This is a genomic window from Leisingera sp. SA32, from assembly GCF_056033425.1.
This window is the reverse complement of sequence record NZ_JBVYHB010000003.1, coordinates 197,971-210,826: the sequence shown is the minus strand read 5'-3', so window position 1 is coordinate 210,826 and position 12,856 is coordinate 197,971. Positions and strand designations below refer to the sequence as shown.

The following is a 12,856-nucleotide window of genomic DNA, read 5'->3' as shown; positions in this document are numbered from 1 at the left end:
GTCAGCCCGCCTGCGGCAGATCCACCGTGCCGCGCATCAGCACGAAGCCCTCCCCGGCCACCCGCACGCCTTCGATGGCATCCGGCGCGCCAACCCGTGCCACCCGCGCCTGGCCGGGGCGGCCCAGACCATGGCCCTGCTCTGCCGTGAACGCGGCCTTTTCCATCAAACCGTGATGCCAAAGATAAGCCGCCATCGCGCCAGTGGCTGAGCCGGTGAACGGATCTTCCGGCGGGCTCGGCGGTGCCATGATCAAGCGCGCAAAGGTGTCACCCGCCGAGGTCGCCCCCTCCAGCGTCACCAGAAACGGCTCCATCATGTCGATCCCGTCAGACCCCAACGACGCCCCCAGCTGCGCCAACGCCTCCAGGTTCAGCGTCGCCGCCTCCAGCGCGGCGCGGTCGCGCAGCACGGTGACGCAGAACGGCAATCCGGTCGAGACCTTCTGCGGACGCCCCACGATGGCCTCCCGCGGCAACGACACAGCAGCGGCCACCAGCTCCGGGTCGGCAAAGGGGCCGAACTGCGGTGCTACCTGGGTCATCTCGATCAGGTCGCCGTCCAGCGTCACCGGAACGATACCGGCGCCGGTTTCCAGGGTAATGCGATCGCCGGAAACCAGCCCGCGGTCGCGCAGCGCCGCCACCGTGGCAATGGTGGGATGGCCGGCAAAGGGGATCTCGCGGCTGGCCAGAAAGTAGCGCACCTGCACATCCGCCACCTGCGACGGGCCGGTAAAGGTGCATTCCACCAGCGAGGTTTCCCGCACATAGGCGGTGCAAACCTCCTGCGGCAGCGCCGCCCCACCATGCACCACGGCGCAGCCGTTGCCGCCAAAGGCACGGGCGGAAAACGCGTCCACCCAGTCAAAGTCATATAGCGCCATGGTCAGCTCCCTCAGCAGCGGTCAAGAAAAAAGGCGGGCCCGCGCCCGCCTTTGGCATCATGTGTATGGGCCGCCGCCTGTCAACATCCCGGCAGCAACGGCAAGGCTTAATGCACCGCCACCGGCGTCAGGTCGTTCTGCCGCGCCAGCACGTAGGCCATGCGCCGATCGGTCACCAGCGCCAGCTGGCCGCCCTGGGAATCATGCACGGCATAGAGCTGTTCATGCCCGCCCGCGCTTTGCTGTACATCCTCGGGCAAATCCGCCACCGCCACCGCCTTGACATAGACGGTCCGGCCGGAGCCCTGGCTGAAATCAAACGGTGTGTTCATTGCCTTACCCCTTTCTGATGTTGATGGTCTGAACCACGGTCTCGGGCCGCGCGCGGGTCAGATCCACGTGCAGCAGCCCGTTTTCCATCACCGCCTCACCGACTTCGACGCCATCGGCCAGCACAAACATGCGCTGGAACTGGCGCGCCGCGATGCCACGGTGCAAAAACACCCGCCCGTCGCTGTCGTCGCTCTGGCGGCCGCGGATCACCAGCTGGCGATCCTCGACGGTGATTGCGAGATCTTCCTCCGCAAACCCGGCCACCGCCAGGGTGATGCGATAGGAATGATCGGAGGTCTGTTCGATATTATAAGGGGGATAGCCTTCGTTGCCCGACTTCGCCGAGCGTTCCAGAAGACGTTCCAATTGCTCAAACCCCAGCATATGCGGGTAGGAGGCCAAGGTAAGTTTCGACACGTTCGTTCGTCCTTTATGCCAAAGCGACGGTAGGGTGCGGCCCCGGTCCCGGCAGCCGCCTCAACAGGAATATGGGAAGTTCCTGCTGGTTTCACAAGACCATGTGCGCATAGGTCTAGCGGAAAAGAGGTTAACGAAGTATCGTCACCTCCACTTCCTTCATCCGCAAAGCTTGAGTCGCCAATGAATGCACCCACAGATGTGTCGATGAAAACCGACGAGGTCCTGAAGGTTGAGCTGGAGGTATTCCGCAGGCAGCACCGCGATCTGGATGCGGCGATCAGCGCCCTCGACGACCGCGCTGGCAGCGACCAGCTGACAGTCCGCCGCCTGAAGAAGCAAAAGCTCATCCTCAAGGACAAGATCGCCCTGATCGAAGACCGGCTGACCCCGGACATCATCGCCTGATCCTTGCCTGCGCCGGCGCCCCGGCGCAGCCCAGCCCAGCCCCGCGCCAAAGTTGCCGGGGTGTGCGCCGCAGAACGCGGCATCACCATTCCAGAACCACAGCGGGTCGCGCCCGCCGCCGGTGCCGGGCAGCCGGCTGCCCGCCCGACGTTGGGCCCGGCAGCGCGCCTGCGGCGCGCCGCGGCCGTGCCAAGCGGCATGGGCCCCGCCCGCCGCGCCGGTCCACCAGAAAAACCTTGCAAATACCCTGCCGCCCTACCGCGACCCGGACCGTCCATGCGCTGGTCGGACAGGGCTTTACGGTGCAAAACCAAGGCTGGTCAAACCGCGCGCTTCTTTCTAGAACCCGCAAGGTTTTCCGCGCCGCCCGGGCTGGCCAGCAGGTGCCGGACGGAGCCAGACAACCACCAACCCACAAAACGACGACAGACAAGGAACGCCCGACCCATGACCGCCACGCGCGACCACGCCCCGGTGCCCGACGTGCAGGACACCGATTACATTTTCTCCCCCCGGCAGGCGCTGGCCGGCGCCCAGATGCTCTTTGTGGCCTTTGGCGCGCTGGTGCTGGTGCCGCTGCTGACCGGTCTGGATCCCAGCGTGGCGCTGTTTACCGCCGGGCTTGGCACGCTGATCTTCCAGATCGTGACCCGCGGCCAGGTGCCGGTGTTTCTGGCGTCCTCCTTTGCCTTCATCGCGCCGATCATCCATGGCGTGCAGACCTGGGGCGTCGCCGCCACCACCGGCGGCCTGGCCGCGGCCGGGCTGCTGTATGTGGCGCTGAGCGTTGCGATCCGCGCCTTCGGCAGCGGCTTCCTGCACCGGTTGCTGCCGCCCGTCGTGGTGGGGCCTGTCATCATGGTGATCGGCCTGTCGCTGGCGCCGGTTGCGGTGAACATGGCCACCGGCCTGGCCGGAGACACCCAGATCATGCCGCGCGACACCGCATTGCTGCTGGCCGCGATCTCGCTCGGCACCACCATGCTGACGGCGATCCTGGGCCGCGGCATCATGCGCATCGTCCCGATTCTAGCGGGCGTTGCCGCAGGCTACACCGCCGCCCTGGTGCTTGGGGCCGTGACCGGCGCCAGCCTGATCGACACCTCCGCGCTGGCCGCAGCGCCGTGGTTCGCAGTGCCCCAGTTCGTCGCACCGGAGTTCAACCTCGCGGCCATCCTGTTCATCCTGCCGGTCGCCATCGCCCCGGCGATCGAGCATTTCGGCGACATTCTCGCGATCTCCAACGTGACCAAGCGCAACTACATGCAAAAACCCGGCATCCAGAACACCATGCTGGGCGATGGCCTTGCCACCACTGCCGCCGGCCTGTTGGGCGGGCCGCCCAACACCACCTACTCCGAGGTCACCGGAGCCGTCACCCTGACCCGCGCCTTCAACCCCGCGATCATGACCTGGGCGGCGCTGATCGCGATTGCACTGGCCTTTGTGGGCAAGCTGTCGGGCGCGCTGGCGACCATCCCCATGCCGGTAATGGGTGGCATCATGATCCTGCTCTTTGGCATGGTCATCGTGGTCGGCCTCAGCGTGCTGGCGAAGCTGGGTGACGCCCTGTCCGAGGCGCGCAACATGGTGATTATCTCCACCGTGCTGATCATTGGCCTCGGCGGCCTGACGCTGGAATTCGGCGAGGGGTTCACCCTCGCGGGCATCGGCCTGTCCGGCGTTGTGGGGCTGATCCTGAACCTGATCCTGCCGAAACAGCGGGACTGATCTTGCCCTGCGCCACCCGCGCCGCGCATCCGCGCGGCGCGACGCCCAACCGCAGCGGCGGTGCAGCTTGGCTGCATCCCCGCGCGGGCGGGAGCCTCCCCCACCTGCGGCAAAGCGCCTGCCCCTGGATGATCGCCGCAAATGACGTGCGAATCCGCTGTCAGCCGGATTGCGCAAAACCCAACTTTGCCTATAGTGCGCGCTCCACAAGCCGTGACAGGAGCCAAGCCGATGGCCGACATCAAAGTAGGCATCATCATGGGAAGCCAATCTGACTGGCCCACCATGAAGGAAGCCGCGAATATCCTCGATGAACTGGGCGTTTCCTACGAGGCAAAGATCGTCTCGGCCCACCGCACCCCGGACCGGCTGTGGGACTATGGCAAGACCGCCGCAGAGCGCGGGTTGCAGGTAATCATCGCCGGCGCTGGCGGGGCGGCGCATCTGCCCGGCATGGTGGCCTCCAAGACCCGCGTGCCGGTGGTCGGCGTGCCGGTGCAGACACGGGCGCTGTCAGGGGTCGATTCGCTCTATTCCATCGTACAGATGCCCAAGGGCTTCCCGGTCGCCACCATGGCCATCGGCTCCGCTGGCGCTGCCAACGCCGGGCTGATGGCCGCGGGCATTCTGGCGCTTCAGGACGCCGAACTGGCGCAGCGGCTGGACAGCTGGCGCGACGCGCTCTCGGCCTCCATCCCGCAGGAGCCGATCGATGACTGACATGCTCTCCCCCGGCGCCACAATCGGCATCCTCGGCGGTGGCCAGCTTGGCCGGATGCTCTCTGTCGCGGCCTCCCGCCTCGGGTTCAAAACCCACATCTTCGAACCGGGGCTCAACCCGCCCGCCGGTCAGGTCGCCGACAGGGTGACCACCGCCGGCTACGAGGACGCCGCAGCGCTCAGCGCCTTTGCCGCCTCGGTCGATGTGATCACGTATGAGTTCGAGAACATCCCCACCTCCGCGCTCGACCTCCTGGAATCGCACAAGCCGATCCGCCCGGGACGCGAGGCGCTGCGCATCAGTCAGGACCGGCTGACCGAAAAGGCATTTCTGCAAGATCTCGGCCTGCAGACCGCGCCCTTTGCCGATATCACCGATCAGGCCAGTCTCGATGCCGCCCTCGCTGACATCGGCGCACCGGCAATCCTGAAGACCCGCCGGTTCGGCTATGACGGCAAGGGCCAGGCCCGCATCAAGGCCGCCGAAGACGCCGCCGAGGCGCTGGCGGCCATGGCCGGCGCGCCCTCGATTCTGGAAGGGTTCGTCGCCTTCAGCCACGAGGTGTCGGTGATCGCGGCCCGCGGCACCACGGGGGAGATCGCCTGTTTCGATCCCGGCGAAAACGTCCACCGCGAGGGTATCCTGCACACCACCACCGTGCCTGCGCGCCTCAGCAAGGGGCAGCGCATGGATGCGGTGCTGATGGCGGGCAAGATATTGAACGCGCTGGACTATGTCGGCGTTCTGGGGGTTGAGCTCTTTGTGACCCCGCGGGGGTTGATCGTGAATGAGATCGCGCCGCGGGTGCACAACTCCGGTCATTGGACCCAGAACGGCTGCACCGTGGACCAGTTCGAGCAGCACATCCGCGCGGTCGCGGGCTGGCCGTTGGGCGACGGCCAGAGGCATTCGGACGTGGTGATGGAAAACCTGATCGGCGATGACGTGGATCGCATTCCGGAGCTGGCCAGGGAAGCCAACTGCGCGCTGCACCTCTATGGCAAGGCCGAGGCCAAGCCGGGTCGCAAGATGGCGCATGTGAACAGGGTGGTCAAACCGCAGGAGTGACGGATTGGGGCTCTGCCCCAAACCCCGGAGTATTTTCGACCAGAAAGAAACGCAGGCGCGATATGGTCGTGCCTGTGAAAGCGGCCGCGCCGGTTTCACGCGCCGCAAAGAGGGCCATTCGGCCTGATGCGCGGCGCCCCTCCCCGCTAGCCGAGAAAGCGGCTTGCCACATCTCCCGACATATAGCTGACACGCCCGCCCGACAGGGTGGCGGCGACACGCTGGGTTGTCCTGTCCAGCACCACGATGTCGGCGCGTTTGCCCGCCTCCAGTGTGCCGCGGTCCTCCAGACCCAGCATCCGGGCTGGCCCGTCGGACACCAACCGCCAGGCGCCGTCCAGATCCAGCAGACCCGCGCGCGCCAGCATCAGCGCCGCGCGGCGCGGGCTGGGGTAGTGGTAGTCAGAGGCCAGCGCATCGCACAGCCCCATGGCAATCAGCTCCAGCGCCGAGGCATTGCCCTTGTGCGAGCCACCGCGCACCACGTTGGGCGAGCCCAGGATGATATGGTCGCCCCCGGCCCGCGCGGCTTCAGCCGCCTCCATCGTCTCGGGAAACTCCGAAATCCGCGCACCGCGAGCCCGCCACAGGCTCCGGTCCGCGGCATGGTGGTCGTCATGGCTGCCCAGCCGGACGTCCATCGCCGACAGATCTGCGCAGAGTGTTTCCATCGCCGCCGGGATCTCGTCGCGGCGCGCATGCATGTCCTTGAGCATCTGCCAATGCACGTCCGGATTGCGCCCCGCCTTCAGCGCCTGCCCGGTCAGCCGCGGCGGCTTCCTGCCCTCGGCCAGACGCGCATGCGGCAAGTGGTCGTTGAACACCACATAAGGGACCTGCCAGTCGGCCAGACGCGCCGGCAGGCTGGCGTAGTCGTCCAGCATGTGGATCTCCAGCCGCAGCTGCGGCATCAGATCCGTGACAAGCTGCGCGCGCACCGCCTTGATGCCCTCAAACACCTGTGCGGCAAACTCCGGCCCGCGCAAGCCCCCCTCCCAAGAGTAGAACTGCGCGAGAACGGCGGTGGTGATACCATTGGCGGCCAGCTCAGCCTCGGCGGCCACCACGCCTTCGGCCATCTGTTTCATCGCACCGCGCCGCGGCGCCAGGTGACGTTCGAACCCGTCGCCATGGGCATCCACGATCCCCGGCAGCAGCAGGTAGCCGCTGAGGTCGACCCTGCGACCGATCACAGCCTGGGAAATCACGCCGCCGCCGATGGCCAGCTCGCCCCCCTGCTCCACGCCGCCGGGCCGCAGCACATCGCCGCCCTGCATGGTCAGTTCCAAGGTCATTTGCCTGTCTCCTCCGTGCAACCGCCATTCAGCTGACAGGCCTCGGTGATGATTTCCTCCATCGCCGCCAGCCAGCCCAGATCCGGGTCGAACCGGCCGGTCTCGATGAAGTGCAGCGCCTGGGCCATCACCTGTGGGTTGTTCATCATGTAGGTATGGGTCACCGGCAGCGTCAAATGCGCGCGCATGCCCGCGACCTTGGTGCTGTCAACCGAGACCTTGCCGTCATCCGCGCCTGGGATCAGCGCGGAAAACAACGGGTTCAGCGTCTCGTTTCCCGCGATCACCCCCAGCGCGAAGTCAACAGGCGGCAATTGCCGCGGCAGACTGTCTGCGCCGGTGCCCAGCTGCAATCCGGCGGGTCCGTTCAGGAGGCCAAAGACCTCCCAGTCGCCCAATTCGTCAACCAGCTCGCTGCCCTGGTTCGGCGGCCCCATCATCACCACCCGGCCCAGGGTGTCGGGGTGGTTTTCCCGCACCCAGTGCCGCAGCAGAATGCCCCCCATGGAGTGGGTCACCACATGGGTTTGCTGCGCGCCGCAGGCGGCAAAGGCCTGAGGCAAGGTCGCCTCTGCCAGCACTTCCACCGGCGCTTCGGTGGAGGCATAGCCGGGGCGCACCACCTCATAGCCACGCGACTGCAACACCTGCTCCATCACGGCAAAGGAAGTCTCGGACCGGGCCAGCCCATGCAGAAGGATCACGCAGTCGGCCGCCGCAGGCAGCGGCAGCAGCGCGGAGACGGACAGGACAAGGGGTTTCAAAAGCGAGGTCATGCGCAGCAGATAAGCGGATTTGGCAGGCGGGAAAAGCCCCTGCCCTTACTCCGCCGCCGCCTGCCGTGCCTTTGGCGTGCGCCGCACCACCAGGGCAATGCCGCCCAGCACTGCAAGAGTGCCAAATACCAGCCGCAGGCCGATCGGCTCATGCAGCAGGGCAGCACCGCCGAGGATGGCGATGACCGGCACGCTCAGCTGCACCGTGGCTGCAACTGCGGGCGCCAGTTGCGGCAACACCCGGTACCACAGCGCATAGCCCATGCCGGAGGTAACCGCCCCCGACAGCACCGCCAAGCCCACGCCATAGGCGCTGACCACGGTGCCGCCGCCCGCCAGCAGCAGCACCGGCAGCATCATCACACTGGACCAGGCGAAATTCACCGCCGTCGCCGCCAACGGCTGCTGCGCGCCGCGCCCCAGCAGGCTGTAGATCCCCCAGCCCAATCCGCTGGCCGCCATCAGGAGCGAAGCCGTCAGCGGCACACCCGCGCCCTCTGCGGGCCAGACCACATAGGCCAGCCCGCCAAAGGCCAGCAAGGCCCCCGCCATCTGCACCCCGGTCACGGGACTGCCACGCATCGCGCCCCACAAAAACATCGACACTTGCACCACACCAAACAGCACCAGCGCCCCCAGCCCCGCATCAAGATCCTGATAGGCCAGGGTAAATCCCGCCATATAGAGGGTCAGCGCAGCACCGCCCCACAGCGAGGACCAGCGCAGGATCCGCGCCCGGCTCCAGGGCTGCAGCCCGCGAAAGGCGCACAGAACGCCCAGCATCGCAGCGCCGGAGACCAGCCGCCACAGGCCAAAGCCGGTGGCATCCATGTGCCCCCCCGCAATCGCGGCCCGGCCGAGGATGGAATTGGCCGCGAAGGCCAGCATGGTGAGGCAGACGAGGAGAAACAATCGCATAGGCTTGGGGCTACCCCGCGCCGCGCCGCAGGGCCAGTGAATTCTTTGTGTCGGTGAGCTGCGCCCGCATTTGCGGCGCAGAGGCTTACCTTGTGCCGCCGCCCCTTGCACCTGGCCCGCCGCGATGATCCGCCCGGGCCTCTTTCTGGTCAGAAATACGCCCGCCGGAGGCAGCCCCGCAAAGCGGGGCTTCGGCAGGCGCAGCCCTCGGGCAATGAAAAAGGGGCCGCCCTTTCAGGCAGCCCCCAAAGTCATCCGGTTGGATGGCGTGACTTACATCATGCCGCCCATGCCGCCCATGCCGCCCATGTCGGGCATGCCGCCGCCGGCAGCTGCGCCTTCTTTGGCGGGCTTGTCGGCAACCATGGCTTCGGTGGTGATCAGCAGACCTGCAACCGAGGCCGCGTCTTCCAGCGCGGTACGGGTCACCTTGGCCGGGTCAATCACGCCGAAGGAGAACATGTCGCCATATTCATCGGTCTGCGCGTTGTAGCCAAAGGCGTTGTCCGAGGATTCGCGGATCTTGCCTGCAACCACGGCACCGTCGACACCGGCGTTCTCGGCGATCTGGCGCAGCGGCGCTTCGATGGCCTTGCGGACGATGTTGATGCCGGCGTTCTGGTCGGCGTTGGCGCCTTCCAGACCTTCCAGGGCCTTGCCGGCCTGGACCAGGGCAACACCGCCGCCGACGATCACGCCTTCCTGCACGGCTGCGCGGGTGGCGTTCAGGGCGTCGTCGACACGGTCTTTACGCTCTTTCACTTCCACTTCGGTCATGCCGCCGACGCGGATCACGGCAACACCGCCTGCCAGTTTGGCAACGCGCTCTTGCAGCTTCTCACGGTCGTAGTCGGAGGTGGTCTCTTCGATCTGGGTGCGGATCTGGGCAACACGTGCTTCGATCTCGGCCTTCTCGCCAGCACCGTCGACGATGGTGGTTTCGTCCTTGGTGATTTCGACCTTCTTGGCGGTGCCCAGCATGTCCATGGTGACGGACTCGAGCTTCATGCCCAGATCTTCGGAGATCACCTGGCCACCGGTCAGGATCGCGATGTCCTGCAGCATGGCCTTGCGGCGGTCGCCGAAGCCCGGTGCCTTGACGGCTGCGATTTTCAGGCCGCCGCGCAGCTTGTTGACAACCAGGGTCGCCAGCGCTTCGCCTTCGACGTCTTCGGCAATGATCAGCAGCGGTTTCTGCGACTGGATCACCTGCTCCAGCAGCGGAACCATCGGCTGCAGCGAAGACAGTTTCTTCTCGTGCAGCAGGATCATGCAGTCATCCAGCTCTGCAATCATCTTGTCAGCGTTGGTCACGAAGTAGGGCGACAGGTAGCCGCGGTCGAACTGCATGCCCTCGACCACGTCGGTCTCGGTTTCCATGCCTTTGTTCTCTTCGACGGTGATGACACCTTCGTTGCCGACTTTCTGCATCGCGTCAGCGATCTGGCGGCCGATTTCAGCTTCGCCGTTGGCGGAGATGGTGCCAACCTGCGCAACCTCGTCGGAGTCTTTCACGGCGCGGGCGGAGGCTTTGATGCCTTCGACAACCTTGGCGGTGGCCAGGTCGATACCGCGCTTCAGGTCCATCGGGTTCAGGCCCGCTGCAACCTGCTTCAGGCCTTCTTTGACGATGGCCTGGGCCAGAACGGTTGCGGTGGTGGTACCGTCACCGGCTTCGTCGTTGGTGCGGGAAGCAACTTCCTTCACCATCTGGGCGCCCATGTTCTCGAACTTGTCTTCCAGTTCGATTTCCTTCGCCACGGACACGCCGTCCTTGGTGATGCGCGGTGCGCCGAAGGATTTGTCCAGAACCACGTTGCGGCCTTTGGGGCCCAGGGTCACTTTCACGGCGTCAGCCAGAATGTTGACGCCTTTCAGCATACGGTTGCGGGCATCGGTGTCGAATTTGACGTCCTTAGCAGCCATTGTTCACTCTCCTAGAGAAATTCTGTGGTTGTCAGCGAGATTTGGGATCAGAGCAGCCGGGCGGCTTACTCGATGATGCCCATGATGTCGCTTTCCTTCATCATCAGCAGCTCTTCGCCGTCGACGGTGACTTCGGTGCCGGACCATTTGCCGAACAGGATCTTGTCACCCTCTTTCACGGCCATGGCGATCAGCTCGCCGCTGTCCTTGCGCGCGCCTTCGCCGGTTGCGACGACCTGGCCTTCGCTCGGCTTTTCCTTGGCGGAATCAGGGATGATCAGGCCGCCTGCGGTTTTTTCTTCGCTCTCGGTGCGACGCACCAGCACGCGGTCATGAAGCGGTTTCAATGCCATCTTTGCAGCTCCTTAAAGGCTCAAAGGTTGTTATCTTTTGCACCCCGATGCGCCCGCAGTATGGGGCGGCGACCGGAGCCGTTATCACTCACACCCGGTGAGTGCTAACGAGGGGAAGCTAGGAATGCACCCCGGCCTTGTCAACACGGAATCAGCAGAAAAAATGCATCCCTTCACTGCGGGATCGGGGGGCGCGGCGGATCAGTCGTCCTCCCAGCTGCCCGCCCAGTCTGCCAGCCCCTGCCGCCCGCCGTCCGTCAGCTGGTAGATGCCGGTGGCCACCCGCTCGAACCAACCGTAGTGGTTGCTGGCCATCAGCCGGGTGGCGCGGGCGACACCGGTGGCGCGGGCGACCTCCGCCCCCTTGCAGGCACCGACCGTGGCCAGATGGGCGGCACAGGCCAGCGCATCCTGACGGTAGGCGGTGACCAGCCCGTGCCGGGTGGCACCGCCCGCGTTGGGGTCGCCGCGCAGGGTCTGAAATTCGCGCAGCAGGCGCTGCTGTTTCTTCTTGGATTTGCGCGGACTGTAGGGGCCGGGATCGCAATGCACCTCGGCGCGGCCATCGGCCAGCACAGTAATCAGCCCCAACCCCAGCCGCCGGCACAGGGCCAGATTGTCCTTGAGCATCCGCCGCGCCTGCCGCCCGCCGGGGCGCGGCACCGCGATATAGACGTGATCGCTCACCGCCAGCCGGGCAATTGCCTGATGGAACAGCGACAGCGAGAACCGCAGCTTCAGCTCGACAATCACCGGCGGCTCCTCGCCGCGCACAGCCATCACATCCACCGCGCCCACCTCGCCTTTGACGGCATAGCCCTGGGCTTCAAGCAGCGCCTTCACCGGCGCATACAGCTGATCCTCGCGTTCCATGCGCCCTGACTGGCAGGATGCCGCGCGATTGGCAATGCGGCGCGCGTCGCAAAGGCACCGCCCTGCCCGGTCGCTTACCAGTACCCGGCGCCGCTGCCGCGGGCCATGCGCCATTGCGCCAGCAGCCACACCAGCAGATCGAACCCCTGCCCGGCCAGCAGTTTTGCCAGCCGTCCGGGCCGCAGCGCCCCCGGCGTTTGCAGCAGCGCGGCGCTGCGTTTGACCAGAAAATGCACCGGCACCCAGCCCCAGGGCGCCCGCGGCAGCGCGGCTGCCAGCATGTCATGCAGCCAGCCCGACTGCGCTGCCGCCTGTCGCAGGGTTGCGGGGCGCTGATCGCGGGGCAGCTGGCGCAGGTGGTCAAACAGCGCCAGATTGACCGCACCGCCGATAACGATGCGGGTCTGGTGCCGGATCAGGGCGGCCAGGGTCCGCTCGCTTTCATAGATGTGCCAGACAGCCGGGCTGGCATCGATGCGGGACAGATCCTCCGGCGCGGTGAAGTTTCGGGTCAGCAGCATGGCGCGCAGATAGCCGTCCTCCACTGGCAGGCCAGCGGGCATATGGACCGCGCGCACCGCCTCGGCGCGGGCGACATAGCACTGGCCGCAGATGTGGCTGCGCACATCCTCGGGTCGGCTGCCGCCGGAAACGATCAGCTTTTCGACCAGCGACAGGCGGCGCTCGGCCAGCGCCAGATCCTTGACCGGGAAGGAACTGCTGGCGGCCAGCTGCGGGTTGGCCTGCATGAAGTCGGCCAGCTGCTGCAAGGTGGAGGCATCGGCAAAGCGGATGTCGGCGTCGCAATAGATCAGCAGATCCGCCTCCTTGCGCGACAGATCATGGGTGAACCGGTTCCAGGTGCGGCTCTTGCCAGGCTCCGGCAGGTCCAGAACCTCCGCCCGGCCCGCCAGCGCGCTGGCGGCGATGGCGGCGCGCGCCTGTGCAACGGTGTCATCGCGGCAGCCATTGGCCAGCAGCAGCAGGCGCACATCCGCGCCGCCCTGCAGCAGCGATTGCTGCGCCAGCCCGTCCAGCATGGCGGCGATGCCCGCGCCCTCGTCATGGGCAAAGAGACCGACGTCGATCTTCAGCGCCTCGGATGTCTGCACCATGTCTGCCCCTGCCCCGTTTGCGTGCGACCCTAGGCC

The 12,856-nt window shown here is 66.1% G+C and carries 14 protein-coding genes; 4 read left to right on the top strand and 10 right to left on the bottom strand.

All coding sequences use genetic code 11. The annotated features are described in order from the left end of the window. Position 1: 1 nt before the first annotated feature. The 3 genes from AC0IPL_RS06105 to AC0IPL_RS06095 all read right to left on the bottom strand — a co-directional run bounded on the left by AC0IPL_RS06105 (position 2) and on the right by AC0IPL_RS06095 (position 1,636). Positions 2-886 (bottom strand): PhzF family phenazine biosynthesis protein, encoded by an 885-nt coding sequence (locus tag AC0IPL_RS06105; RefSeq protein WP_474272796.1) that lies wholly within the window; start codon positions 884-886, stop codon positions 2-4. Positions 887-993: 107 nt separating this feature from the next. Continuing rightward, a complete protein-coding gene (locus AC0IPL_RS06100) occupies positions 994-1,218 on the bottom strand; it encodes a DUF1150 family protein (protein ID WP_474272795.1) in 225 nt (74 codons plus the stop codon). A 4-nt stretch (positions 1,219-1,222) separates the two neighbouring features. Continuing rightward, entirely contained in the window at positions 1,223-1,636 is a 414-nt protein-coding gene (locus AC0IPL_RS06095) for an Hsp20 family protein (protein WP_222455096.1), read from the bottom strand. Positions 1,637-1,819: 183 nt separating this feature from the next. Between AC0IPL_RS06095 and AC0IPL_RS06090 the strand changes: the two genes are divergently transcribed. The 4 genes from AC0IPL_RS06090 to AC0IPL_RS06075 all read left to right on the top strand — a co-directional run bounded on the left by AC0IPL_RS06090 (position 1,820) and on the right by AC0IPL_RS06075 (position 5,564). Further along, on the top strand, positions 1,820-2,044 hold the full coding sequence (locus tag AC0IPL_RS06090; protein WP_474272794.1) for a YdcH family protein: 225 nt from the start codon (positions 1,820-1,822) through the stop codon (positions 2,042-2,044). A 447-nt stretch (positions 2,045-2,491) separates the two neighbouring features. After that, positions 2,492-3,775 (top strand): uracil-xanthine permease family protein, encoded by a 1,284-nt coding sequence (locus AC0IPL_RS06085; protein ID WP_474272792.1) that lies wholly within the window; start codon positions 2,492-2,494, stop codon positions 3,773-3,775. A 231-nt stretch (positions 3,776-4,006) separates the two neighbouring features. After that, positions 4,007-4,495 carry a 5-(carboxyamino)imidazole ribonucleotide mutase gene (gene purE / locus AC0IPL_RS06080; protein ID WP_474272790.1) on the top strand — a complete coding sequence of 163 codons (489 nt, stop codon included), beginning with the start codon at positions 4,007-4,009 and terminating at the stop codon, positions 4,493-4,495. Then, the gene (locus tag AC0IPL_RS06075; RefSeq protein ID WP_474272788.1) at positions 4,488-5,564 is read left to right on the top strand and encodes a 5-(carboxyamino)imidazole ribonucleotide synthase; all 1,077 of its coding nucleotides are present in this window, start codon (positions 4,488-4,490) and stop codon (positions 5,562-5,564) included. The genes purE and AC0IPL_RS06075 overlap by 8 nt, the downstream gene beginning before the upstream one ends. A gap of 146 nt (positions 5,565-5,710) precedes the next feature. Here the strand turns inward: AC0IPL_RS06075 and AC0IPL_RS06070 are convergent, their stop codons facing one another. From AC0IPL_RS06070 to AC0IPL_RS06040, 7 genes are all read right to left on the bottom strand, one after another. Continuing rightward, a complete protein-coding gene (locus tag AC0IPL_RS06070; RefSeq protein WP_474272787.1) occupies positions 5,711-6,859 on the bottom strand; it encodes an alpha-D-ribose 1-methylphosphonate 5-triphosphate diphosphatase in 1,149 nt (382 codons plus the stop codon). Then, positions 6,856-7,635, bottom strand: a complete 780-nt coding sequence (locus AC0IPL_RS06065) for an esterase/lipase family protein (RefSeq protein ID WP_474272786.1) — start codon at positions 7,633-7,635, stop codon at positions 6,856-6,858. Before AC0IPL_RS06065 ends, AC0IPL_RS06070 begins: the two co-directional genes overlap by 4 nt. Positions 7,636-7,680: 45 nt before the next feature. Continuing rightward, complete coding sequence (locus tag AC0IPL_RS06060; protein WP_474272785.1) at positions 7,681-8,553, bottom strand: DMT family transporter; 873 nt, start codon at positions 8,551-8,553, stop codon at positions 7,681-7,683. 273 nt (positions 8,554-8,826) lie between these two features. After that, on the bottom strand, positions 8,827-10,479 hold the full coding sequence (groL, locus tag AC0IPL_RS06055; protein ID WP_474272784.1) for a chaperonin GroEL: 1,653 nt from the start codon (positions 10,477-10,479) through the stop codon (positions 8,827-8,829). A gap of 65 nt (positions 10,480-10,544) precedes the next feature. Then, the gene (groES, locus tag AC0IPL_RS06050; RefSeq protein WP_474272782.1) at positions 10,545-10,832 is read right to left on the bottom strand and encodes a co-chaperone GroES; all 288 of its coding nucleotides are present in this window, start codon (positions 10,830-10,832) and stop codon (positions 10,545-10,547) included. 201 nt (positions 10,833-11,033) lie between these two features. After that, positions 11,034-11,705 carry a DUF2161 domain-containing phosphodiesterase gene (locus AC0IPL_RS06045; RefSeq protein ID WP_474272780.1) on the bottom strand — a complete coding sequence of 224 codons (672 nt, stop codon included), beginning with the start codon at positions 11,703-11,705 and terminating at the stop codon, positions 11,034-11,036. Between the two features lie 74 nt (positions 11,706-11,779). Then, positions 11,780-12,820 carry a glycosyltransferase gene (locus AC0IPL_RS06040; protein ID WP_474272779.1) on the bottom strand — a complete coding sequence of 347 codons (1,041 nt, stop codon included), beginning with the start codon at positions 12,818-12,820 and terminating at the stop codon, positions 11,780-11,782. Positions 12,821-12,856: the final 36 nt, after the last annotated feature.

What these genes read in the sequence shown, in the direction of transcription:
- AC0IPL_RS06105 (WP_474272796.1), bottom strand. Translation starts at nt 886, where the DNA reads ATGGCGCTATATGACTTTGACTGGGTGGACGCGTTTTCCGCCCGTGCC.
- AC0IPL_RS06100 (WP_474272795.1), bottom strand. Translation starts at nt 1,218, where the DNA reads ATGAACACACCGTTTGATTTCAGCCAGGGCTCCGGCCGGACCGTCTAT.
- AC0IPL_RS06090 (WP_474272794.1), top strand. Translation starts at nt 1,820, where the DNA reads ATGAATGCACCCACAGATGTGTCGATGAAAACCGACGAGGTCCTGAAG.
- AC0IPL_RS06085 (WP_474272792.1), top strand. Translation starts at nt 2,492, where the DNA reads ATGACCGCCACGCGCGACCACGCCCCGGTGCCCGACGTGCAGGACACC.
- purE (WP_474272790.1), top strand. Translation starts at nt 4,007, where the DNA reads ATGGCCGACATCAAAGTAGGCATCATCATGGGAAGCCAATCTGACTGG.
- AC0IPL_RS06075 (WP_474272788.1), top strand. Translation starts at nt 4,488, where the DNA reads ATGACTGACATGCTCTCCCCCGGCGCCACAATCGGCATCCTCGGCGGT.
- AC0IPL_RS06070 (WP_474272787.1), bottom strand. Translation starts at nt 6,859, where the DNA reads ATGACCTTGGAACTGACCATGCAGGGCGGCGATGTGCTGCGGCCCGGC.
- AC0IPL_RS06065 (WP_474272786.1), bottom strand. Translation starts at nt 7,635, where the DNA reads ATGACCTCGCTTTTGAAACCCCTTGTCCTGTCCGTCTCCGCGCTGCTG.
- AC0IPL_RS06060 (WP_474272785.1), bottom strand. Translation starts at nt 8,553, where the DNA reads ATGCGATTGTTTCTCCTCGTCTGCCTCACCATGCTGGCCTTCGCGGCC.
- groL (WP_474272784.1), bottom strand. Translation starts at nt 10,479, where the DNA reads ATGGCTGCTAAGGACGTCAAATTCGACACCGATGCCCGCAACCGTATG.
- groES (WP_474272782.1), bottom strand. Translation starts at nt 10,832, where the DNA reads ATGGCATTGAAACCGCTTCATGACCGCGTGCTGGTGCGTCGCACCGAG.
- AC0IPL_RS06045 (WP_474272780.1), bottom strand. Translation starts at nt 11,705, where the DNA reads ATGGAACGCGAGGATCAGCTGTATGCGCCGGTGAAGGCGCTGCTTGAA.
- AC0IPL_RS06040 (WP_474272779.1), bottom strand. Translation starts at nt 12,820, where the DNA reads ATGGTGCAGACATCCGAGGCGCTGAAGATCGACGTCGGTCTCTTTGCC.